We start from the raw sequence: 20,916 nt of genomic DNA on the forward strand, positions 1-20,916 counted from the left end.
GTCCGCCGCTACGAAAGTTGCGGATCAGGAGTAGCTGTAGAACCCGCGGCCGGTCTTCTTGCCGAGCAGGCCGGCGTCGACCATGCGCAGCAGCAGCGGCGGCGAGGAGTACAGCGGCTCCTTGAACTCGGCGTACATCGAGTCCGCGATCGCCTTGATGGTGTCCAGGCCGATCAGGTCCGACAGCCGCAGCGGGCCCATCGGGTGCGCGGTGCCCAGCTCCATGCCGCGGTCGATGTCCTCCGCCGACGCGAAGCCCGACTCGATCATCCGGATCGCCGAAAGCAGATACGGCACGAGCAGCGAGTTCACGATGAACCCGGCGCGGTCCTGCGACCGGATCACCGTCTTGTTCAACGCCGTCGTCGCGTGCTCCTCCGCGCGACGGGCGGTGTCGTCGCTGGTCAGCAGCGAAGGCACCAGCTCGACGAGCGGCAGCACCGGGACCGGGTTGAAGAAGTGGATACCGACCACCTGCTGCGGGCGGTTGGTCGCCATCCCGAGCTTCATGATCGGGATGGACGAGGTGTTGGACGCGAACACCGCGTCCTCGCGTTCGACGATCTTGTCCAGCGACCGGAACACCTCGACCTTGGCCTGCTCCTGTTCCAGGATGGCCTCGATGACGAGGTCGCGGTCGGCGAACTCGCCGATCTCGGTGGTGAAGCGGAGTCGTCCGAGTGCCGCGTCGGCGTCTTCCTGCGAGAGCTTCCCGCTCTTGACGCCGCGTTGCAGCGACTTCTCGATCCGCGCCCGTCCGGAGTCCAGCGCCGGCTGGCTCACCTCGGTGATGATCACGTCCAGTCCGGCACGTGCGTGCACCTCGGCGATACCGGAACCCATGAGCCCGGCTCCGATGACACCTACCCGCGTTACGTCAGACACGGAACCCTCCTCGTATTTTGGGCAGCACGCGACACGCGAGGGTGGACCACGGGGTTCAGCCCGTCCCACCCTCGCGTGTCACGCCTGCTCAGCGGCGGTATTCGTCGTACCCGTCGTACGGGTCGTCGTCGTCCCGCTTGTCGTCCTCGTGCCCGTAATCCGAGGAACTACTGGACAGCTCGCGCTGCAAAGCATCGAAGTCGGTTTCGTGCGAGCTGTACTTGAGCTCGCGCGCCACCTTCGTCTGCTTGGCCTTAGCCCGGCCGCGCCCCATGGCTCGACCCCCTCGCACAGGGGCGGGGCGGCCGGGGGAATCGGCGGCCCCGCATCGTCTCGACAATTATTTCCTGCTGACACCGTACCGTGTCCGGGGGGTTGGATGCGACGTGGCACGGTGTGCCGGTGGCGACAGTGTTCACCGAACGCCGGTTACCGGCCGGTCGGTGGCGATAGTCGCAGGTCGGCGTGCCACGATGCTCGTGTGCCCCGTCCGTTCGCGGCTTATCTCCGCGTCTATGAGCCCCTGCTCGCGCTGGGTGATCCACCGGACGAACGCCTGCTCGAGGCCGTCGAAGCGGCCCGGCTCGATCGTTCGGCCGCGGGCGAGCGCGAGCAGACACTGTGGCTCAAGTCACAGCATGTCGGACGGCTGTTGCCCGCCGAGCTCGCGGACGGCAGGGCCGCGCCCAGTCTCGTCACCGACGTCCTCGTCCTGGACCCCGAAGACGTACCGGAGGGTGAGCACGGCGACGCCGGTCCCGGGCCGTTGATCTGCCCGATGGAGATCCGCGCACGCTCGGCCGCCGCGCTGGTGACCTTCCTCGGCGACGCGCATCCGGCGTTGAAGAACGCGGTGCTCGGCGCGGGCGGCGCTTCGCTCGACATGATCCGCTCGCGGGCGAAGTCCGCCATCGGCGACTTGTCGGCCTCGGCCTCGCACACGCTCTCGACGACGTGGACCGTTCCTCTCCCGTGGTTCGTGCTGTTCGATCCCGGGATGCGCCGGGTCAAACTGGGCAAGGGCCGCGACGACCCCGAGCGTGAGGTGTCGTGGCGGGTCTCCATCGCCGACGCGAGGCATCGCGCCCGCGAGGTCGGTGACCTGCTCGAAGCGACCTTCGGCGATTCGGCGCCCGGCCGGGTGCTGACCGAGACGCGGCGCTGGCTCGACAGCTTCCACCCCGGCTCCGCGGTCGAACTCGACTACGGCGGCCTCGTGCAGCTCTTCGCCGACTCGATCCTGCAGGCCGACACGACCGCCGAAGAGGTGCACGACATCCTCGACGCGCTCCGCACCGGCAACGTCGACGAACTGGCGGAACTGTTCGCCGACCTGCGCGACTTCTGGGGCGACCTGGCCGCGCGGGAACGCGCGAACTAGCCGAAGAGACCGGCGGCGACCCGCAGTTCGCCGACCGGCTTCCCGCCGCCGAGGACCGCCGCCTTGGGCAGCTGCTCCGCCTCGGTGCCCGGGTCGATGCCGAGGTGGCGCAGGGTCGCGAGCAGCAGCGGGATCCGTGCCCGCGCGGCACCGTCGTCGATCTTCAACGCCAGCGCGGTGCCGTCCGGCAGCGCGAACGAGTGCACTCCCTCGGCGCCGCCCTTCGAGAACAGGCCGTCGACGTTCTTCATCAGCACGGTGTCCTCGCGTCCGGTGCCCGCGACCTGCCACGGATGCGCGCGGACGGCGTCCGCGACCCGGCGGTCCGGCCCGCCCATCGCGGTGACCAGCCTGCCGAAGGACCGGGCGAGGCCGGTGAGGGAGAACGCGAACAGCGGGGCGCCGCAGCCGTCGACGCCGACCGTCTCGATCGTCTCGCTGGTGAGGTCGGCGATGGTGGCCTGGATGACCTTCTGCAGCGGATGGGTCGCGGCCGCGTAGTCGCCGGTGGACCAGCCGAGCTGGGTGCAGGTCGTGAGCATCGCGGCGTGCTTGCCGGAGCAGTTCATGGCGGCGCGGCGTTTCCCGGCCGCGGCCACGGCGAGCATGCTCGGCTCGTGCAGCGGGAACGCGGGCGGGCAGGCCAGCGCGTCCTCGGTCAGCCTGGCGCGGGAAAGCATCGACAGCGCGCCCTCGACGTGGCCGGGTTCGCCGTTGTGCGATCCGCAGCCCAGCGCGAGATCTTCGTCGCCGATCGTGAGGCCGGCGCGCAGCATCCCGACGGCCTGGAGCGGTTTGTTGGAGGAGCGCGGGTAGATCGGCCGCGCGATGTCGCCGGCGGAGAACCGCACCGACCCGTCCGGGGCCGTGATCACCAGCGCGCCGCGGTGCGTGCTTTCGACGAAACCGGAACGGACGACCTCGACCAGGACGGGATTCGTCACTCGGGGCCGCCGCGTTCGGTGTCGAGCAGGTCGTCGACGGACGCCGTGCCCTTGCGGTAGCGGGTCGCGATCTCGGCGTTGATCGTGTCCATCACGCCCTGCACCTCACGGCGGTACGAGGAGACGGAGACCTCTTCGTCGGCGTACCTGTTGAGGGCGTTGACCAGCTTCTCGTCCGAGAGCGTGCTGACGTCTGAAAGGTCCGTGTCGCCGATGAGCGCCTCGGCGAACCGCCGGTGCTCACCCGCCCGTGACGGCTCCAGCCGCTGATGCCTGCCCGAACCCGTGGCCGGGCCGATCGCGTTGTCCGCCAGGATCGCGGCCAGCCGCTCGACGACGCTGCTCTCACCGCCCGAGCTCCGGCGCTCCTGCTCGGCCCGCACGATGTCGATCCGCGCGTGCAGCAGCCGCCGCAGGTACGACAGGTCGGTCTCCTCCTGCGCGGCCTCGTCACGGCGCTCGCGCAGCACGGAAAGGGCCAGCTCGCCGAGGTCGCTGAGATACCCAGGGCCGAGCACGCGGTCGATACGACGGCGACCACCGGGCCGGACTTCGATCACGCGCGTAGCTTATCGCGCTCCAGCGGAAATGTTCCGCAGGGCGCGATACCACAAGGATCTCCGCCCCTCCCGAAGACCTCCCGCGCGCCGCCGCTCTTTCGGTCCCTTCCAGAGCGCGCCCCCCACCCGTCCCGGGGGCGGCCCCTGGTCCAGTCTACCGGGGGTGGCGGGGGAAAAGTGCTGGTCGGCGGAGTTGTCCACAGGTGGGCAGAGTTGTGGATAAGTGCGAAGGGGACTTTCGCCGCGTGTGATGCGGGGAAAGCGTCCTTCGCGGCGTGAGATGCGGGGAAAGGCCCCTTCAGCCCCGCCGGAGCCAGGAAGCGGGACCGAAGTACGTGAAGGCCCCCTTCCTGTACTTAGGCGCAAGGAAGGGGGCCTTCACGTACTGCCGCAGGGCTGGTGAGGGGAACTTTGAGGGACCCAGAGTCCCCCAAGGAGTCCTTCACGGACCCGCCCCAGCCAGGAGCCTCAAGCCAGAAGCCCAAGCCGTCAGCCTCGCAGCCGCTGGGCTGCTTCCCGCCCGGGTGCCGGGGCCTCGCCCGGCACGGAGTCCGGATCGATGGCCGCCTGCACGACGCGGTCCTCGGCGCCCACCAGCAGTTCGGCACCAGGTTGCGTCGAGCGTTTGACCAGCGCCAGCGCGATCGGTCCCAGTTCGTGGTGCTGCACCACGCTGCCGACGCGCCCGACCGTCCGTTCGCCGAGGACCACCGGGTCCCCGGTCTCCGGCGTGATCTCCGGCGAACCGTCCAGGTGCAGGAGCGCCATGTACCGCGGCGGCCGCCCGACGTTGTGGACCTTCGCGACGGTCTCTTGCCCGCGGTAGCAGCCCTTCGCCACGTGCGCGGCGGAGTCGACCCAGTTCACCTCGTGCGGGATCGTGCGCTCGTCGGTGTCGATCCCCAGCCGCGGCCGCAGCGACTCGACCCGCAGCGCGTCGAACGCCCAGCTGCCCGCCGGCCGGGCGCCCGCGTCGGTCAGGCGGCGCCACCAGTCGGCGAGTTCGGCGCGAGGAATGGCGAGGTCGACGCTGTTCCGTCCCGGCCACGGCATCCGCCGCGCGAAACCGCCGGGAAGGGACACGACCGAGTACGCGTCCGAGGCCGGCGAGACGCCCACGGAGGCCAGCACCCGGTCCGCGTCGGGTCCGAGGACGGTGATCAGCGCCAGCTCGTCCGAGACATCGCGGATGTCCACTTTGGACCAGAACTTCATCGCTTCGAGGTACTCGCGCAGGGTCTGCTTGCCGCCGGAGGGCAACGCACTGGACGCCACCGCGCCCCTGTCGCTGTCCAACCACACCGTTCCGTCCGCGTGCGCGACGACCATGTGGGTGTCGACGCGGCCGTGGGTGTCCAGTACGAGAGCTTCGGTGCCGGTGCCCTCGGCGAGTCCGGTGACGTGCTGCGAGATCACCAAGTGCAGCCAGGACAAGCGTTCTTCCCCGGTCACGGCCAGGATCTCGCGGTGTGAACGGTCGATCACGACCGCGCCGCGCGTCGCCGTCCGTTGTTCGGCGAAGGGATCTCCCCAATGCCACGGGACTCCCTCCTCCGGATGCCCGTCGGGTGCCGCGATCGGTCCGGGGAGGTCGAGCAGGGGGGAGCGGTAGGGCATGAAACCCATGCTAGTGAGTACCGTGTCCGTATGCGCGTGCTTGCCTTTCTCGACGGGACCCTGGCCGACCCCGAAGCCGCCCACCTGCGGGTAGACGATCTCGGACTGCTTCGCGGTGACGGCGTGTTCGAGACGATCCTCGTCGTCGACGGCCGCCCTCGTGAGCTCCGTCCGCACCTCGATCGGCTGGCCCGTTCCGCGGCCATGCTCGACCTGCCGGAGCCGGACCTCGCGGCCTGGGAACGCGCCGCGCAGACGGTCATCGACAACTGGTCCGGACCGGCCGAGATCGCCCTGAAACTGGTGTACACCAGGGGAATCGACGGCGATCCGGAGGCGAAGCCGTTCGGGTTCGCGCTCGGCGTGGAGATCGACGAGAAGGTCCAGCGCGCCCGCGTCGAAGGCGTCGCGGCGATCACCCTCGAGCGCGGTATCGAGCCCGAGCTCGCCGAGCGCGCGCCGTGGCTGCTGCTGGGCGCGAAGTCGATTTCGTACGGCGTCAACATGGCCGCGCTGCGGGAGGCCGCGCGCCGCGGCGCGAGCGATGTGATTTTCACCGCCGCCAACGGTTCGGTCTTCGAAGGGCCGACTTCGACGGTCGTCCTCGCGAAGGACAAGACGCTCTACACGCCTCCGGCGAGCATCGGCATCCTGCCGGGGACGACGCAAGCGGCGCTGTTCCGGGGTGCCGAGCGGGCGGGCTGGTCGATCAAGGTCGAGCCGCTCCAGGTCAAGGATCTCAGCGAGGGCGAGGGGCTGTTCCTCGCCTCGTCGGTCCGCAAGCTGACCAGGGTGCACACTCTCGACGGCGTCGCGCTGAGCGACTCCAGCGCGATCCACGCCGAGCTGGCCGCCGCGTACGAGAGCGAATACGCGATCAGCTGAGCGGACTGATGATCAGCAGGTGCGGCAGGATCGCTTCTTCGCGGTAGGCCGCGATCTTGTGGTGCCCGTCGAGGATCACCGCCGCGTCGATGGTCTCCAGGACGACCGCGACCGGCCGGTGCCCGCTCTTGATCGCCGTCCGGTAGTAGCCGACCCGCGAGACGTCGGCGGGCGGCCAGTCGGCGCTCGGGGTCAGATAGCGGTCCTCGGCCAGTCGTTCGGGGCCGGTGACCTGGTACTCGCCATCGGCGAAGAGATCGAGAAGCGGGCGGAGCGTATCGCCGAGCGGACGCCGCATCTGACCGGTCGCCAGCGCGATCCGCAAGGACTGCGGGAGTTCCGGTTGGGTGGGGACCGAAGTTGTGTCGATGACACCTGTGCCACCGTCGACCTTTACCTGTTCCACACCTTCGTGGACGAGTGAAAGCGGAGAAGGGTTCCGGGACGGGCCTGCGCGAGTGCCGGGAGTGACGCCCGTCTCACCACGGCCGCCACCGGATAACCACCGGTAGTTGGATGATCCGCCAAGAACACGACCGGCAGCCCGTTCGGCGGCACCTGCACGGCGCCGGTCAAGAGACCCTCGCTCGGTAGTTCCTTCTCCGCGTAGTCGTCCCCGCGAGTCAGGGCAGGCCCGTCGAGCCGGAGGCCGACGCGGTTGGATTCCGCCGTCACCGTCCAGGTCTTCGCGAGCCCGGCCGCCAGGTCTTCGAACCAGTGCGCCCGCGGACCCGGCTCGACGGGCACGACCAGCTCCGCCGGAGCGATCGTGGGCAGTACGACATCGGCGCCGCCAGGCAAGGACGGGGTGCCGAGCGGGAGCACGTCGCCCGGCTTCAGCGGAGCGGGCCCGATCTCCGAGAGGACGTCCCGCGAACGGCTGCCGAGTTCGGGGTCGGCCGCGATCCCGCCGGAGACCGCCAGGTAGCACCGCAGGCCGGTGGCGGGCGTACCGATCGCCACGACCTGGCCCTCGGCCAGCCACACCGGCGCGTGCGAGCCGACGGGGCGTCCGTCGACCTCGACGGGGACGACCACGCCGGTCACCGCGATCGTGCAGGACGTCGTCGCGCGCAGCCGCAGCCCGCCGAACAGGCACTCGACACCCGCCGCGGCCTCGTCGTTGCCAACGAGCCGGTTGGCGAGCTTCAGCGCCGGGACGTCCAGCGCGCCGGACGGCGGGACACCGAGATGCGCGTAGCCGGGCCTGCCCAAGTCCTGGACCAGCGCCAGCGGGCCGGTCTCGACCACTTCGAAGGCCCTCATCCGGCACTCCGGAACCGCACGCGATCGCCGGGCGCCAGCACCGCGGGCGGGTCGGCGCGCGGATCGAACAGGACGGTGCGGGTGTGGCCGATCAGCCGCCAGCCGCCCGGCGACACGCGCGGGTAGACCCCGGTGAACTCGCCCGCGATCCCGACCGAACCCGATGGCACGCGCGTGCGGGGAGTCGACAACCGCGGCTGCCGGAGTGGCTCGGGAAGTCCTGTCAGGTAACCGAAACCGGGCGCGAACCCGGTGAACGCGACGGTGTAGACGGCATCGGTGTGCAGCCGTACGACGTCCTCAATGGACACTCCGGCGTCCCGGGCGACGAGTTCGAGGTCTTCGCCGTCGTAGGTGACGTCGAGGGTGATCTCGCGGGGTTCGTCGTCGGGCGGATGTTCGAGATCGGCGCCCGCCAGGAGTTCACGGACGGCCGCGAGGGCGCCCGAGCCGGGGGTTTCCACCACCAGCAGGCTGCGGGCGCCGGGGACGAGTTCGGCGATCCCGGACGGGCGCGCGGCCGAGACCGTGGCGTGCGCCGCGATCGTCTGGGTCAGTGAATCGCAGTCGAGCAGGGCGGCGTGCTCGCCGTAGGCACGCCACCGCACGGGGAGACGGTCAGCCCACCACGCGACGCAGCAGCGCCGACGTGTGCGGCTGCAGTTCCTGGCCCATCATGGCGCGCTCCTCGACGTAGCCGAGCTCGCCGTTGACGATGCCGTAGAGCCGCGAAGAGGCCGTGACGTCCTTGGCCGACGACGTGCGGACGACGGCGTCGGTGCCCAGCTCCCAGGCCGGGACCGAGGCCTTGCCACGCGGCTTGCCGTAGAAGAGTTCCACGATGCCGGTGTTGTGGGTCAGCAGCAGTTCGATCGTGTCGTCGGCCTGCGGGCGCCAGAACCCGGACTCCCGCGCGGCGGGACGGATGACGTTGCCGTCCTCGTCGAGCAGCCAGGCGCGAGCCTCGTGCGTGAGGAAGGGACGGCCGTCGTGCGCGATGGTCAGCTGCATGCCGAACCGGCGCGGGCCTTCGATGGTCGGGTAGTCGACCTCGCCTTCGCCGCGCCAGACGCCGACCAGCGGCAAGAGCGCCAGGCAGGCGTCATTGAGGTTGGGGCCCTCGCGCAGGTTCGCCGTGTCGCCCGGGATGGGCAGGTCAGGAAGGGTGCCGTACGGAGGGAGGTTGCGTTCGCGCGTTTCTTCCGCGCGCTTCTCCGCGGCCTGGATGGCCTCGTCGCCACTCGCAGTCATGGGTCAGCGCTGGTCCGCGTAAAGCCGGTAGACGACGTACACGGCGAACCAGGTGATCGCGACGCCGGCGAGCACCAGCAGGGTCGTAAACAGGATCTCCACGACACGCACTTTAGTCGCTACCTGCCCGGACGGGCCTCCTGAGGGTCCGTGGCAGTGCCCACAGGAGCTGAAGGGGCCCTTCCCCGCATCAGACATGACGAAGGGGCCCTTCACTGCATCACATGCGGTGACGGGCCCCTTCAGCAGCAGTTAGGCGACCGAGACCTGGAGCTGGTGGACGCCGGGACCCTGAGCGGTGACGGAGGCTTCGCCGTTCCCGCTCTTGTGCAGCGCGCGCACCGTCCAGTCGCCGGGGGCCGCGTAGAAGCGGAAGTCGCCGTCAGCCGACGAGACGACCTCGCCGGTGAAGTCGCCGCCGCCGTCCAGCAGCCGCACGAAGGCGCCGCCGACCGGGCCTTCGGCGCCGGTGACCTTGCCCGCCAGCACCACCTGGCCGCGGGTGTCGTAATCGGCGGGCGTGGCCTCCTGGACCGGCGCGCCGCAGCTGTCGTCTGCCGCCATCACTTGGCTCCCAACTCGACCGGCACGCCGACGAGCGAGCCGTATTCCGTCCATGAACCGTCGTAGTTCTTCACGGCGTCGTAGCCGAGAAGCTCGTGCAGCGCGAACCACGCGATGGAGGAGCGCTCACCGATCCGGCAGTACGCGATCGTGGACTTCGCTTCGTCGAGGCCCTCGTCGGAGTACAGCTCCTTGATTTCGCCCTCGGTCTTGAAGGTGCCGTCCTCGTTGGCGACCTTCGCCCACGGGACGTTCAGCGCGCCGGGGATGTGGCCCGGGACCTGGGACTGCTCCTGCGGCAGGTGCGCCGGGGCGAGCAGCTTGCCGGAGAACTCGTCGGGCGAACGCACGTCGACGAAGTTGCTGGCGCCGATGGCCTGGACGACCTCGTCGCGGAACGCGCGGATCGAGAGGTCCTGCTCCTTGGCCTTGTACGCGGTGGCCTCGCGCTTGACCTCTTCCGAGTTCAGCTCACGGCCGTCGAGTTCCCACTTCTTGCGGCCGCCGTCGAGCAGCTGCACGTTCTCGTGGCCGTAGAGCTTGAAGTACCAGTACGCGTACGCGGCGAACCAGTTGTTGTTGCCGCCGTAGAGAACCACGCGGTCGTCGTTCGAGACGCCCTTCTCCGACAGCAGCTTCTCGAAGCCCTCCTTGTTGACGAAGTCGCGGCGGACCCCGTCCTGCAGGTCCTTGCGCCAGTCGAACTTCACCGCACCGCGGATGTGTCCGTTGTCGTACGCGGTCGTGTCCTCGTCGACCTCGATGAACACGACACCCGGGGTGTCCAGGTTCTCCTCGGCCCACTGGGTGGTGACCAGGACGTCTTCACGGCTCATGGAGCTGACTCTCTTTCTGGGTTAGGACGCGCGAGGGCTGGGACTGAAACGCTTGATGAGCAGGTACATCTCGCACCCGAGACAGAAGTTGAACGCCGCGTTGAGGAAGGCCGCGAACAGCGCGAACGCCGTCGCGACGAGCCCGAGCGCGGTCAGATCGGCGGCGAAGCCGACGGTGCCGACGACGGCGAACACGAAGCCGACGGCCTGCGCGAACCGCAGCGGGGCGGCGTCCTCGCGTTCGGTCGTGGGGCCCAGGCGCGGCGCGACGAGGAAGCGGTAGACCAGCGAGTACGGCGCCGGCTTCAGGCCGATGAAGGCACCGATCGCGAACACCACCGCCTGCGCCGCGAGCAGTGGCCACCACTGGGTGATGAGCACGACCGCGAGCACGATCGTCGTCAGGATGGCGGCGAAACGCGGACCACGGGGGTCGACGGCCGGTCCTGCGGACATGGATCCTCCTGCGAACGAGAGGGAAAAGAGGTCCGTGCCGGACGGGCACGGGGCAGCGGCTTCGAAAGCGCGATCAGCAGGCCGGACACAGGCTGCTGCGAACGCGGCACAGATCCACTGCGCGGCGCTGGGTCAGCAAGGTTCGGGGCAGCCTGTTCACGGGCACGAGGGTACGCAGAGCTCCCTCAGGTTGGGAACCGTGTTCACACCTTGGGACGCTTCCCAAAATTCGGGATCAGGCGTTCGCCAGGTGGGGTTTCAGGGCCTCGAGAAGGTCCTGACCTCGGGGAACGCCGCCGACGCGGAAAACCTCGCGGCCGTCGGGCGTCAAGGCCAGCGTCGTCGGAGTCCGCAATATCGAAAGTGCCTGGGCGACTTCCGGGGTCTCGGTGACGTCCAGATCGACGTGGGTGAGGCCGTCGGTCTTCTCCGCGAGCGCGGACAGGATCACGCGGGTGTGGCGGCAAGGCGCGCAAAACGTGGTGGAGATCTGGATCAGGGTGACACCTTCGGGCGCGAGAGCGGCGGAGACGCGCTCCGGCAGTGTGGACGCGCTGGACTTGGCCGCTCGCACGCGGCCGTTCCGTGCCTGGAGCAGCGCGCCCGCCACCCCGCCGAGCACCAGAACGCCCAGCAGCACCCACACTCCGGTCAAATCAGCTCACCCCTGCGTCGGATCAACCTTGTGGTTTGGCTCCACTGAAGGCGACGTTCTTGCCCTCGCCCTTGATGGTCACCGAGCCGCTGCTCACGCGCACCGACGTCGGGGTCACCGAGAACGGCATGGCGCCGGTGTCGATGGTCGCGTTGAAGTTCGGCAGCAGCGCGTCCTGCACCGCTTGGGGAACGACGGTGGTCTCCTTGTCATTCCCGAACTGCAGGCGCTTGGGCTCGATGCTGATCTTCTGGCCCTTCAGTTCGATCATCGCGAAGCAGAAGATCTCCACCTTCTGACCGGCGATCTGCACGTTGCCGGACAGCCGGATGCCCGCGCTGGAGCTGTCGATCGGTTCACCCTGCGCGTTGGTGGTGGGCGGCGTCGTCTCGCCCTGCCCGCTTTCGCCGTTGCGGACGTAGTCCTCGGTGACCGGTTCGATCTTCAGGTTCTGGATCTTGTCGAGCGGAGCCTGCTTCGCGATGTCGGCGGCCTTGATGGTCACCTCGCCCTTGAGCGTCGCGATGGAGATCGCCTTCGTGTTGCCGTTGATCAGATCCGACAGCGGCGCCGTGACGTCGCTCATGTCGGCGTTGAAGTCCACATCGCTCAACTTCGGCGGAACGGCGACGCCCTGGGCGTTGATGGTGATGTGACTGTAGTCACCGGAAAGGGCCTGCGTGAGGAACGGGAAACCGTGCACGGTGACCGCCGGATCGTTCTTCAGGGCGAGCTGTTCACGGGCCTTCTGGGAGATCGTGTGCTCGGCGAACGCCGCCGCCCCGAAATCGGCTCCGACCAGCAGGACCACCAGCACGACGAGGGCGATGAGCCAGCCCCGGCCACGCCGCTTCGGTCGCTTGGCGGACCGGCCGGGGGACGGTCGGTCGTCACGCGCCACGGGCCTGCTCACCATCGCGTCAAATCTCCTTCGTAAACCTCTTTGGCCAGGTGTGATCGATCCAGCACGGGGTAGGTCCCCGGGTGTTCACCCGCTATTCTCACTAAGCACCGGCTGTAGCCACGTTCGAGGCGACTACAAGTGAGGGCGGTGCGGCGATGAGCCTGGACCTTCTGGTGTTGACTGCGGAACCCGACGCGACCGCGGTGCTTCCCGCCCTGGATCTGCTGCCCCACACCGTACGCGTCCGTCCTCCGGAAGTGACCGCGCTGCTCGACGCCGGCCACCGCGACGTCATCGTCCTCGACGCACGCAGCGATCTCGCCTCCGCGAAGAGCCTCTGCCGTCTGCTCAAGGGCGCCGGTGAGGACGAGGCCTCCACGCCGATCGTCGCCGTCGTCGGCGAGGGCGGGCTGGTCGCGGTCAGCGCGGAATGGCGCACCGACGACATCCTGCTCCCGACGGCAGGCCCCGCCGAGGTCGACGCCCGGCTGCGGCTGGTCACCACCCGCGACGGCGCCGCGTCCCAGGTCGACGCCGAGCTCCGGGTCGGTGAACTGGTCATCGACGAAGCGACCTACACCGCGAAGCTCCGCAAGCGCACTCTCGAACTCACGTACAAGGAGTTCGAGCTCCTCAAGTACCTCGCGCAGCACGCCGGCCGGGTGTTCACCCGCGCCCAGCTGCTGCAGGAGGTCTGGGGTTACGACTTCTTCGGTGGCACGCGCACGGTCGACGTCCACGTGCGGCGCCTGCGCGCGAAGCTCGGACCGGAGCACGAGCAGATGATCGGGACCGTGCGCAACGTCGGCTACAAGTTCGAGCGCCCCTCCAAGGGGTCCGCCGCCAAGCAGCAGCAGGCCATCGCCCCGGACGCGAGCGTCTACGAGCCGAGCGAGCTTTCCGCGCACTGAATCCCTTCCTCTCCTGCCTGACAAGACGTCCAGGCGGGTACGGGGTTCCCGGGTAGGGTCGATTTCATGCTTGATCCGACGTGGACCGGTGAACCGGAAACGGAAGAGATCCGCGGCCTGCTCCTCGCCGTGCGCGAGGAGGACGGCCGTCCCGAGGACACCGGTTTCGCCGGTGGCCAGCACCTTCTGGGGCACTCGGACGGCGAGTTGGTCGCGTACGCGCACCTGGACACCGAAGGCGACTCGCACGGCAATCAGGTCGCCGAGCTGTTCGTCCACCCCGCGCACCGCCGCGCCGGTCACGGCAGAGCGCTTATCCGGGCGCTCGTCGAACGAGCCGGCGGGAAGCCGCTGCGCGTCTGGGCGCACGGCGATCACCCCGGCGCCGTCCACCTCGCCGGGACCGAGGGCTTCGAGCGCGCCCGCGAACTGCTGATCCTGCACGCGGACGTCGAAACGGCCGACTGGCCGGAACCCGCGACCCGCGAAGGTGTCACGTTGCGCGCGTTCGTCCCCGGTCAGGACGAGGAAGCGATGGTCCGCGTCAACGCGCGCGCCTTCGACTGGCACCCCGAGCAGGGCGCGCTGACCGCCGACGAGGTCCGCGCGACGGAGAAGGAAGCCTGGTTCGACCCCGAAGGCTTCTTCCTCGCGGAGGAGAACGGCGAGGTCGTCGGCTTCCACTGGACGAAGGTCCACGAGGCGGTCCCCGGCCGGTTCGGCGGCGAGCCCGTGGGCGAGGTCTACGTCGTCGGCATCGATCCGGACGCGCAGGGCGGCGGCCTCGGGAAGGCCCTCACCCTCGCCGGGCTGCGATATCTCCGCGACCGCGGACTGGGCCAGGTGATCTTGTACGTCGAGGGCGACAACGCCCCCGCGCTCGCGGTGTATTCGAAGCTCGGCTTCACCCGATACGAGGTCGACGTCCAATACGCTCGGTAACCGCGTTCACACTTGCGGCACTTGACCGGTCACGGAGAGCAGACGCGCAGGTCACGGCAGGGACACGGACCCCGATCGGACTAGTCACGCTGCTCACATCAGACGCCTTGTTCACTTGTCGTTCACCCTTTGACGGCCACCTGTCCACTGTCGGTGCTTAGTGTCCGGATCCGGCAGGAACGTTCCCGTTCCACCGATCCGGCGAAAGTCTCCCAGTGGAGGAAATGCAGTGAAGATCATGCGGCCCGCGGGCGCGATCGGCATCGTGGCTAGCGCCGCCCTCGTGCTCGGCGCCTGTGGATCCGACCCGGCGGCGACGAAGACCGAGGGCTCGGGCGCCGCGTCCGCGCCCAGCGGGACGGCCGGTGTCGAATGCGGCGGCAAGAACCCGCTTTCGGCTGAGGGCTCGTCCGCGCAGAAGACCGCGATCGACATCTTCGTGCAGCAGTACGCCGCCAAGTGCGCCGGTCAGAAGGTGAACTACAACCCCAGCGGCTCCGGCGCGGGCATCAAGCAGTTCAACGCGAACCAGGTCGACTTCGCCGGTTCGGACTCGCCCCTCAAGGACGGCGAGGAGGCCGAGAAGGCCAAGGCCCGTTGCGCCTCCGACGCGTGGAACCTCCCGCTCGTCATCGGCCCGGTCGCCGTCGCGTACAAGGTCTCCGGCGTCGACAAGCTGACCCTGACCCCCGAGGTCACCGCCAAGATCTTCAACGGCGGCATCACCAAGTGGAACGACACGGCCATCAAGGCGGTCAAGGGCAACGAGTCCGTGAACCTGCCCGACAAGCCGATCCAGGTCATCTCGCGCACCGACGAGTCGGGCACCACCGACAACTTCCAGAAGTACCTGAAGGCGGCCTCGAAGGGCGCCTGGACCCAGGGCGACGGCAAGAAGTTCAACGGTGGCGTCGGTAACGGTGCCGAGAAGTCCAACGGTGTGGCCAGCGCGGTCAAGGCCACCGACGGCGCCATCACCTACGTCGAGTCCGCGTTCGCGAAGGACGGCATCAACGCCGCCCTGATCGACAGCGGCTCCGGCGGTGTCGAGCTCACCGCGGCGAACGTCGCCAAGGCCCTCGACGCGGCGAAGTTCAAGAAGGAAGGCTCCAACGACCTCTCGCTGGACCTGAACGCGATCTACTCCAGCAACGTCGCGGGCTCCTACCCGGTCATCCTCGCCACCTACGAGATCGTCTGCTCCAAGTACGCCGACGCCGAGGTCGCCAAGGCCGTCAAGGCGTTCCTGAACGTCGCCGCCACCGACGGTCAGAAGCCGCTGTCGGACAAGGGCTACGTGCCGATCCCGCAGAGCCTGCAGGACAAGGTCCTGACCGCCGTCAAGGCCATCGCCTGACCCTGTTGCACACTGGCGACTGATCAGTAAAGACAGGCTGGACAGAAGTAGTCGATGAGCGATTCGTCTTCGCCCAGAACGCCCACCGGCGACCCCGGTGGGCGTTCTGGCGTCCGCGAGACCTTCACGGAGGACCCGATTTCGGAGCAACCTGCCGCGTCACCGCCCGAGAAGTCCTCGGTGCAACTCGCGAGCCCCAATTCCAGGACGGTGCGGCCCGGTGACCGCATCTTCCAGTTCCTGACCACCGGAGCCGGCGTCTTCGTCGTCTCGCTGATCGGCCTGATCGGGCTGTTCCTGCTGGTGCAGGCCATCCCGGCGCTCCAGGCCGACAACGTCAACTTCCTGACCAGCCAGACCTGGCAGACCGAACCGAACGACATGAAGTTCGGCATCATGGGCCTGCTGCTGGTCACGGTCTACAGCGCGTTGCTGGCGCTGATCATCGCGATGCCGATCTCGCTCGGCATCGCCCTCTTTCTCACGCAGTACGCGCCGAAGCGGCTGGCGAAGCCCTTCGCCTACGTGATCGACCTGCTCGCCGCCGTCCCGTCGATCATCTACGGCCTCTGGGGCCTGATGGTCTTCGCGCCGACGATCGAGCCCTTCTCCCAGTGGGTCAACGACACCTTCTCGTGGATCCCGATCTTCGCGGCGGGCAACGTCTCGCCGGACATGCGCGGCACGATCTTCACCGCGGGCATCGTGCTCGCCGTGATGATCCTGCCGATCATCACCTCGCTGTCGCGTGAGGTGTTCGAGCGGACCCCGACCCCGCACATCGAAGGCGCGCTGGCGCTGGGCGCCACCCGCTGGGAGGTCATCCGCACCACGGTGCTGCCGTTCGGCAAGGCCGGCTACATCGGTGCTTCGATGCTCGGTCTCGGCCGCGCGCTCGGCGAGACGATCGCACTCGCGATCATCCTGACCGGCGCGGTGGGCCGCGAGTTCACCTGGAGCCTCTTCGACGGCGGCGCCACGTTCGCCTCGAAGATCGCGGCGGACTACGCGGAGCTCAACAACGAGATCTCGGCGGGCGCGTACATCGCGGCGGGCCTGGTGCTGTTCCTGCTGACGTTCATCGTCAACTTCGCCGCGCGGTCCATCATCGCCAAGAAGGGGGACTGAGCATGTCCACCACGCTCGAGAAGACCCCCGCGTCCACTCCCGCCTTCCAACAGGTCAGCCTGGCGCGGAAGACCAAGAACGGCATCGCGACGGTCCTGATCTGGCTGTCGTTCCTGATCGCCGTCGTGCCGCTGGTGTGGCTGCTCGCCACGGTGGTCATCAACGGCGTCAAGCGGATCCCCTACAGCAACTGGTGGACCGAGGACTTCGGCTCGGTGCTGTCGGACGAGGTCGGCGGCGGCGTGCTGCACGCCGTCATCGGTTCGGTGCTGCAGGGCCTGGTCTGCGCGGTCATCGCGGTCCCGATCGGCATGCTGGTCGCGATCTACCTGGTCGAGTACGGCCGCGGCAAGCTCGCGAAGATCACGACGTTCATGGTGGACATCCTCTCCGGTGTCCCCTCGATCGTCGCGGCGCTGTTCATCTACGCGCTGTGGATCACGACGTTCGGCCTCCCGCGCAGCGGTTTCGCCGTGTCGCTCGCGCTGGTGCTGCTGATGATCCCGGTGGTCGTGCGCTCCTCGGAGGAGATGCTGCGGATCGTCCCGGACGACCTGCGCGAGGCCTCCTACGCGCTCGGCGTGCCGAAGTGGAAGACGATCATGAAGATCGTCCTGCCGACCGCGCTGTCCGGCATCATCGGCGGCATCATGATGGCGCTCGCCAGGGTCATGGGCGAGACCGCGCCGCTGCTGGTCCTCGTGGGCTACTCCGCCTACGTGAACTGGGACATCTTCGGTGGCGAACAGGCCGCCTTGCCGCTTCTGATGAACAACGAACGGGTCAGCAACCCGTTCGACGAAGGTACCGTCGCGTTCGACCGGATCTGGGGCGCCGCGCTCACCCTGGTGCTGATCATCGCGATCGTGAACCTCCTCGCCATGCTCTTTGCCCGTCTTGTCGCCCCGAAGAAGAAGTGAGCTGTTTGAGATGGCCAAACGAATCGACGTCAAAGACGTGGACATCTACTACGGCAAATTCCACGCCGTGGACGGCGTCACCCTCTCGGTGCCGCCGCGGAACGTCACCGCGTTCATCGGCCCGTCGGGCTGCGGCAAGTCGACGGTGCTGCGCACGCTGAACCGCATGCACGAGGTCATCCCCGGCGCCCGCGTCGAGGGTGAGGTGCTGCTCGACGGCGAGGACATCTACGGCAACGGTGTCGACCCGGTGCAGGTCCGCCGCACCATCGGCATGGTCTTCCAGCGGCCCAACCCGTTCCCGACGATGTCCATCCGCGACAACGTCGTGGCGGGCCTCCGCCTGGGCGGTACCAAGGGCAAGAAGCAGCTCGACGAGGTCGCCGAGCGCGCGCTGCGCGGCGCGAACCTGTGGAACGAGGTCAAGGACCGGCTGAACAAGCCGGGCGGCGGCCTCTCCGGCGGTCAGCAGCAGCGGCTCTGCATCGCGCGGGCGATCGCCGTGCGGCCGGACGTGCTGCTGATGGACGAACCGTGCTCCGCGCTCGACCCGATCTCGACCCTCGCCATCGAGGACCTGATCGGTGAGCTCAAGAAGGAGTACACGATCGTCATCGTGACGCACAACATGCAGCAGGCGGCGCGGGTCTCGGACCAGACCGCGTTCTTCAACCTGGCGGGCGTCGGCCAGCCGGGTCGCCTGGTGGAGCTGAACGACACCGAGAAGATCTTCTCGAACCCGGACGAGAAGGCGACCGAGGACTACATCTCGGGCAGGTTTGGATAGTCGCGCTGACGTAAACGCGCCGAAGGGGCGTCGTTCCGCATCCACCTCGCGGTGAGTGCGGAGGCGCCCCTTCATCGCGTTTACGTGGGCCTTCGTCCCAAAAGAGGGCGCGCGACGGTGAAGTCTCGCCGTCGCGCTGACGCGCTGACCGGCAAGACCTCTGCCGGTCACCTTGCCGGTTCCGTTGGCAGCCGGCCGTCGCCGACGCGAAGGGGCCCTTCACCGCGTGACATGCGGTGAAGGGCCCCTTCGCTACGTCTTATGCGGGGAAAGTCCCCTTCGGCTCCTAGAGCTCGTCCGGGCCGTAGCCGGGCATCTTGCCGGTCACCACGAAGATCATCCGGCGCGCGACCGAGACGGCGTGGTCGGCGAAGCGCTCGTAGAAGCGGCCCAGCAGGGTGACGTCCACGGCCGCGGCGACGCCGTGGTCCCAGTCCCGGTCCATGATGACGGTGAACAGGTGCTTGTGGATCTCGTCGACCTCGTCGTCGTCCGACTCGATCGTGCGGGCGGCCTCGACGTCCTTGGACTTGATGACCTGCTCGGCCTGCCTGGCCAGCTTGACGGCCACCTCGCCCATCTTGGCGAAGTCGCCTCGCACGGCGTCGGGCAGGACGGGGTCCGGGTGACGGCGGCGCGCGGCCTTGGCCACGTGCAGCGCCAGATCGCCCATCCGCTCCAGGCTTTCCGCCGCGTGGATCGCGGCGAGGACGGTCCGGAGGTCGGTCGCGACGGGTGCCTGCAGGGCCAGCAGCGCGTACGCCTGCTCCTCGCATTCGGCGCGCGCGTCGTCGACCTTCGCGTCGTCGCTGATCACCTGCTCGGCGAGTCCGAGATCGACCTCGAGCAACGCCCGGGTCGCCCGCTCCATCGCGTCGGCGACCTGGAGCGACATGCTCGCTAGGTTCTCGGCGAGCTGTTCGAGTTCGACATGGTAAGCCTCACGCATGGCCCAACCCTACGGGGAACAGGGGCCAAAAGCCGCATCCCAGAGTGAACCTGACGTGAACCCGGACTAACGAATGATCCTCAGCCTGAGCTGCCGCTCTTCTTGGAGCCGCTGGACTTGGCGGAGCCGGTCGGAGCGGTCTCAGTGTCGCCCGCCGGGGGCGCCGGGGCCTTCTCTTCCAGTGGCGTGTTGTTGATCAACGCCTGGAAGAGCGTCTTCGATTTGCTCTGCAACAGCACTTCGTTGCCGCGCTTGTTCGCCTCTTCGGTGGTGGGCACGGTGAGGAACTTGACCTTGTCCGAACCCATCCCCTTCATCGACTTCGCCAGCGTCATCATCTGGTTGATGCCGAGGTTCTCGCCGAAGGTGGCCTTGGCGAACGCGTCGATGAAGCCGCTGAGCTTGCCGGTGTCCAGGATGACGTCCTTCGACATCACCGTCTTCAGCAGCGCGCCGAGGAAGGCTTGCTGCCGTTTGATCCGGCCGTAGTCCGACGTCGGGTCGCCCTTGACGTGCCGCGCCCGGACGTAGTTCAGCGCCTGGTCACCGGAGATCCGCACCTCGCCCGCCTGCGGGATGACCATGCCGAGGGTGTCGTCGTCGATGGGCTTCTCGTTGTAGACGGTGACACCCTGCACGGCGTCGACCATGGACTTGAAGCCGTTGAAGTCGATCCCGACGAAGTGGTTCATCTTCATGCCGGTGATCTGCTGGATGACCTTCGTGACGCACTGCGGGCCACCGACCGCGTAGGCGGTGTTCAGCTTCGTGATCTTCTGCGCGGGCGAGGTCTTGTCCGAGTACGACGACGTCGCCGGGTCCCAGCGCTTGCATTCGGGACGGCTGATCTCGAGGTCGCGCGGGAAGGACACCATGACGACGCGCTGCCGGTCGGCGGGGACGTGCGCGATCATGACCGTGTCCGAACGGGCGCCCGGGTTGCTTTCCGCGTCGCCGACGCCGTCTTCGGCGGCCGCGCCGTCACGGCTGTCGGAGCCGACCATCAGGAAGTTCTCGTCACCGGTCTGGCCCGCGGCGTCCTGGATGTCAGCCGAGTCCTCGTCGAGCGAAGCGACGTTGTTGAACTTCGCGTCGAACCAGGTCTGCGCGCCCCACGCCGAACCGATGGACAGGAAGACGAGCGCGGCGACCACGGCGGCCGCGATCCGGCCAGCCTTGGCGGCCTGCTTGGTCTTGCGTTCCTTCTTCTCCTGCAGGCGGGTCTGCGGAGACGACTGCTCGGCGCTCTCGGCCGGTTCGGCGTCCGTGGTCGTGACCACCCGCTGCAGGGCCGTGCGGGTCTGCTCCAGCAGCGCGGCAGGACGCGAGGCGAGCCGTTCCCTGCGCTCGCGCTTCTTGGCCTCTTCGGCTTCGAGCTCGTCGTGCGCGGCGGAGAACCTGGCGAGCGTGTGGTCGATCTTGCGTTTGGTGATCGTCGCGTCGTCGATCGCTTCGAGCTCGTCGGTCATCGTGAGCCGGTCCATCTCGGACCGCGGCGGGACGCCGGGCGAAAGGGACGGCGACTGCTGGACCGGCGGCTGGGCCGGCGGTGGCTGGACCGGGCGCTGAACAGGGCGGCGAGGACGGCGCGGCGGTGCCGGTACCGCGGGCTGCTGCTGCGCGCCCGGGTTCACTACCGGCGGGCGGCGCTGCGTCGGCGCTTCGGGGCTGGGCGCGGCCTGCGTGGTGCGGCGCGGCTGACGGGCACGAGGCGCGCG

24 protein-coding genes are annotated in these 20,916 nt (G+C 68.5%); 8 read left to right on the forward strand and 16 right to left on the reverse strand.

Features of this window, described 5'->3' with window-relative positions; all coding sequences use genetic code 11:
- Positions 1-24: 24 nt before the first annotated feature.
- Both ACLJPX_RS36195 and ACLJPX_RS36200 read right to left on the reverse strand, forming a co-directional pair.
- A complete protein-coding gene (locus tag ACLJPX_RS36195) occupies positions 25-885 on the reverse strand; it encodes a 3-hydroxybutyryl-CoA dehydrogenase (protein ID WP_101611267.1) in 861 nt (286 codons plus the stop codon).
- An 88-nt stretch (positions 886-973) separates the two neighbouring features.
- Positions 974-1,159 carry a DUF3073 domain-containing protein gene (locus ACLJPX_RS36200; RefSeq protein ID WP_020632289.1) on the reverse strand — a complete coding sequence of 62 codons (186 nt, stop codon included), beginning with the start codon at positions 1,157-1,159 and terminating at the stop codon, positions 974-976.
- A gap of 207 nt (positions 1,160-1,366) precedes the next feature.
- On the opposite strand from ACLJPX_RS36200, the gene ACLJPX_RS36205 reads away from it, so the two are divergent.
- Positions 1,367-2,266: a hypothetical protein gene (locus tag ACLJPX_RS36205; protein WP_410604843.1), complete on the forward strand. Its 900-nt coding sequence runs from the start codon at positions 1,367-1,369 to the stop codon at positions 2,264-2,266.
- Here ACLJPX_RS36205 and ACLJPX_RS36210 read toward each other — a convergent pair.
- The 3 genes from ACLJPX_RS36210 to ACLJPX_RS36220 form a co-directional block, all read right to left on the reverse strand.
- Positions 2,263-3,210: an asparaginase gene (locus ACLJPX_RS36210; RefSeq protein WP_410604844.1), complete on the reverse strand. Its 948-nt coding sequence runs from the start codon at positions 3,208-3,210 to the stop codon at positions 2,263-2,265. The two genes, ACLJPX_RS36205 and ACLJPX_RS36210, sit on opposite strands and share 4 nt — an antisense overlap.
- Positions 3,207-3,770, reverse strand: coding sequence for an aerial mycelium formation protein (locus ACLJPX_RS36215; RefSeq protein ID WP_101611264.1), 564 nt, complete (start codon positions 3,768-3,770; stop codon positions 3,207-3,209). Before ACLJPX_RS36215 ends, ACLJPX_RS36210 begins: the two co-directional genes overlap by 4 nt.
- A gap of 489 nt (positions 3,771-4,259) precedes the next feature.
- Positions 4,260-5,387 carry a YgfZ/GcvT domain-containing protein gene (locus ACLJPX_RS36220; RefSeq protein WP_410604845.1) on the reverse strand — a complete coding sequence of 376 codons (1,128 nt, stop codon included), beginning with the start codon at positions 5,385-5,387 and terminating at the stop codon, positions 4,260-4,262.
- A 30-nt stretch (positions 5,388-5,417) separates the two neighbouring features.
- On the opposite strand from ACLJPX_RS36220, the gene ACLJPX_RS36225 reads away from it, so the two are divergent.
- Positions 5,418-6,272, forward strand: a complete 855-nt coding sequence (locus ACLJPX_RS36225) for an aminodeoxychorismate lyase (RefSeq protein ID WP_410604846.1) — start codon at positions 5,418-5,420, stop codon at positions 6,270-6,272.
- Here ACLJPX_RS36225 and ACLJPX_RS36230 read toward each other — a convergent pair.
- From ACLJPX_RS36230 to ACLJPX_RS36270, 9 genes are all read right to left on the reverse strand, one after another.
- Positions 6,265-6,678, reverse strand: coding sequence for a hypothetical protein (locus tag ACLJPX_RS36230; RefSeq protein WP_101611262.1), 414 nt, complete (start codon positions 6,676-6,678; stop codon positions 6,265-6,267). The genes ACLJPX_RS36225 and ACLJPX_RS36230 overlap by 8 nt on opposite strands.
- The gene (locus ACLJPX_RS36235) at positions 6,666-7,538 is read right to left on the reverse strand and encodes a biotin-dependent carboxyltransferase family protein (RefSeq protein ID WP_410604847.1); all 873 of its coding nucleotides are present in this window, start codon (positions 7,536-7,538) and stop codon (positions 6,666-6,668) included. Before ACLJPX_RS36235 ends, ACLJPX_RS36230 begins: the two co-directional genes overlap by 13 nt.
- The gene (gene pxpB / locus ACLJPX_RS36240) at positions 7,535-8,146 is read right to left on the reverse strand and encodes a 5-oxoprolinase subunit PxpB (protein WP_410604848.1); all 612 of its coding nucleotides are present in this window, start codon (positions 8,144-8,146) and stop codon (positions 7,535-7,537) included. The genes ACLJPX_RS36235 and pxpB overlap by 4 nt, the downstream gene beginning before the upstream one ends.
- 10 nt (positions 8,147-8,156) lie before the next feature.
- Positions 8,157-8,789, reverse strand: coding sequence for an FABP family protein (locus tag ACLJPX_RS36245; RefSeq protein ID WP_101611259.1), 633 nt, complete (start codon positions 8,787-8,789; stop codon positions 8,157-8,159).
- A gap of 252 nt (positions 8,790-9,041) precedes the next feature.
- Positions 9,042-9,353 carry a DUF1416 domain-containing protein gene (locus ACLJPX_RS36250; protein WP_037320418.1) on the reverse strand — a complete coding sequence of 104 codons (312 nt, stop codon included), beginning with the start codon at positions 9,351-9,353 and terminating at the stop codon, positions 9,042-9,044.
- Complete coding sequence (locus tag ACLJPX_RS36255) at positions 9,353-10,189, reverse strand: sulfurtransferase (protein ID WP_101611257.1); 837 nt, start codon at positions 10,187-10,189, stop codon at positions 9,353-9,355. The genes ACLJPX_RS36250 and ACLJPX_RS36255 overlap by 1 nt, the downstream gene beginning before the upstream one ends.
- A gap of 21 nt (positions 10,190-10,210) precedes the next feature.
- Entirely contained in the window at positions 10,211-10,645 is a 435-nt protein-coding gene (locus ACLJPX_RS36260; protein ID WP_410604849.1) for a DUF4395 domain-containing protein, read from the reverse strand.
- Positions 10,646-10,880: 235 nt separating this feature from the next.
- Complete coding sequence (locus ACLJPX_RS36265; RefSeq protein WP_184897082.1) at positions 10,881-11,300, reverse strand: TlpA family protein disulfide reductase; 420 nt, start codon at positions 11,298-11,300, stop codon at positions 10,881-10,883.
- A 22-nt stretch (positions 11,301-11,322) separates the two neighbouring features.
- Entirely contained in the window at positions 11,323-12,216 is an 894-nt protein-coding gene (locus ACLJPX_RS36270; protein ID WP_410604850.1) for a DUF2993 domain-containing protein, read from the reverse strand.
- A 143-nt stretch (positions 12,217-12,359) separates the two neighbouring features.
- On the opposite strand from ACLJPX_RS36270, the gene ACLJPX_RS36275 reads away from it, so the two are divergent.
- The 6 genes from ACLJPX_RS36275 (at position 12,360) to pstB (ending at position 18,249) form a co-directional block, all read left to right on the forward strand.
- Positions 12,360-13,115 carry a winged-helix domain-containing protein gene (locus ACLJPX_RS36275; RefSeq protein ID WP_410604851.1) on the forward strand — a complete coding sequence of 252 codons (756 nt, stop codon included), beginning with the start codon at positions 12,360-12,362 and terminating at the stop codon, positions 13,113-13,115.
- Between the two features lie 66 nt (positions 13,116-13,181).
- Positions 13,182-14,057, forward strand: a complete 876-nt coding sequence (mshD, locus tag ACLJPX_RS36280) for a mycothiol synthase (RefSeq protein WP_101611252.1) — start codon at positions 13,182-13,184, stop codon at positions 14,055-14,057.
- A gap of 229 nt (positions 14,058-14,286) precedes the next feature.
- Complete coding sequence (pstS, locus tag ACLJPX_RS36285; protein ID WP_410604852.1) at positions 14,287-15,414, forward strand: phosphate ABC transporter substrate-binding protein PstS; 1,128 nt, start codon at positions 14,287-14,289, stop codon at positions 15,412-15,414.
- 210 nt (positions 15,415-15,624) lie between these two features.
- On the forward strand, positions 15,625-16,542 hold the full coding sequence (gene pstC, locus ACLJPX_RS36290; RefSeq protein ID WP_410605071.1) for a phosphate ABC transporter permease subunit PstC: 918 nt from the start codon (positions 15,625-15,627) through the stop codon (positions 16,540-16,542).
- Between the two features lie 2 nt (positions 16,543-16,544).
- Complete coding sequence (gene pstA / locus ACLJPX_RS36295) at positions 16,545-17,462, forward strand: phosphate ABC transporter permease PstA (RefSeq protein ID WP_410604853.1); 918 nt, start codon at positions 16,545-16,547, stop codon at positions 17,460-17,462.
- Between the two features lie 10 nt (positions 17,463-17,472).
- Positions 17,473-18,249: a phosphate ABC transporter ATP-binding protein PstB gene (gene pstB, locus ACLJPX_RS36300; RefSeq protein WP_101611249.1), complete on the forward strand. Its 777-nt coding sequence runs from the start codon at positions 17,473-17,475 to the stop codon at positions 18,247-18,249.
- 286 nt (positions 18,250-18,535) lie between these two features.
- Here the strand turns inward: pstB and phoU are convergent, their stop codons facing one another.
- Positions 18,536-19,198 (reverse strand): phosphate signaling complex protein PhoU, encoded by a 663-nt coding sequence (gene phoU, locus ACLJPX_RS36305; protein WP_101611248.1) that lies wholly within the window; start codon positions 19,196-19,198, stop codon positions 18,536-18,538.
- An 80-nt stretch (positions 19,199-19,278) separates the two neighbouring features.
- Complete coding sequence (locus tag ACLJPX_RS36310; protein WP_410605072.1) at positions 19,279-20,682, reverse strand: LCP family protein; 1,404 nt, start codon at positions 20,680-20,682, stop codon at positions 19,279-19,281.
- Positions 20,683-20,916: the final 234 nt, after the last annotated feature.

The sequence above is a fragment of the Amycolatopsis sp. lyj-90 genome, assembly GCF_046549035.1.
GTDB lineage: Bacteria > Actinomycetota > Actinomycetes > Mycobacteriales > Pseudonocardiaceae > Amycolatopsis.

Coding starts and splice junctions, on each gene's coding strand:
- ACLJPX_RS36200 (WP_020632289.1), bottom strand. CDS start 1,159: ATGGGGCGCGGCCGGGCTAAGGCCAAGCAGACGAAGGTGGCGCGCGAG.
- ACLJPX_RS36220 (WP_410604845.1), bottom strand. CDS start 5,387: ATGCCCTACCGCTCCCCCCTGCTCGACCTCCCCGGACCGATCGCGGCA.
- ACLJPX_RS36225 (WP_410604846.1), top strand. CDS start 5,418: ATGCGCGTGCTTGCCTTTCTCGACGGGACCCTGGCCGACCCCGAAGCC.
- ACLJPX_RS36235 (WP_410604847.1), bottom strand. CDS start 7,538: ATGAGGGCCTTCGAAGTGGTCGAGACCGGCCCGCTGGCGCTGGTCCAG.
- ACLJPX_RS36245 (WP_101611259.1), bottom strand. CDS start 8,789: ATGACTGCGAGTGGCGACGAGGCCATCCAGGCCGCGGAGAAGCGCGCG.
- ACLJPX_RS36250 (WP_037320418.1), bottom strand. CDS start 9,353: ATGGCGGCAGACGACAGCTGCGGCGCGCCGGTCCAGGAGGCCACGCCC.
- ACLJPX_RS36255 (WP_101611257.1), bottom strand. CDS start 10,189: ATGAGCCGTGAAGACGTCCTGGTCACCACCCAGTGGGCCGAGGAGAAC.
- ACLJPX_RS36260 (WP_410604849.1), bottom strand. CDS start 10,645: ATGTCCGCAGGACCGGCCGTCGACCCCCGTGGTCCGCGTTTCGCCGCC.
- ACLJPX_RS36270 (WP_410604850.1), bottom strand. CDS start 12,216: ATGGTGAGCAGGCCCGTGGCGCGTGACGACCGACCGTCCCCCGGCCGG.
- ACLJPX_RS36275 (WP_410604851.1), top strand. CDS start 12,360: ATGAGCCTGGACCTTCTGGTGTTGACTGCGGAACCCGACGCGACCGCG.
- mshD (WP_101611252.1), top strand. CDS start 13,182: ATGCTTGATCCGACGTGGACCGGTGAACCGGAAACGGAAGAGATCCGC.
- pstA (WP_410604853.1), top strand. CDS start 16,545: ATGTCCACCACGCTCGAGAAGACCCCCGCGTCCACTCCCGCCTTCCAA.
- pstB (WP_101611249.1), top strand. CDS start 17,473: ATGGCCAAACGAATCGACGTCAAAGACGTGGACATCTACTACGGCAAA.
- phoU (WP_101611248.1), bottom strand. CDS start 19,198: ATGCGTGAGGCTTACCATGTCGAACTCGAACAGCTCGCCGAGAACCTA.
- ACLJPX_RS36310 (WP_410605072.1), bottom strand. CDS start 20,682: ATGGACCGGCTCACGATGACCGACGAGCTCGAAGCGATCGACGACGCG.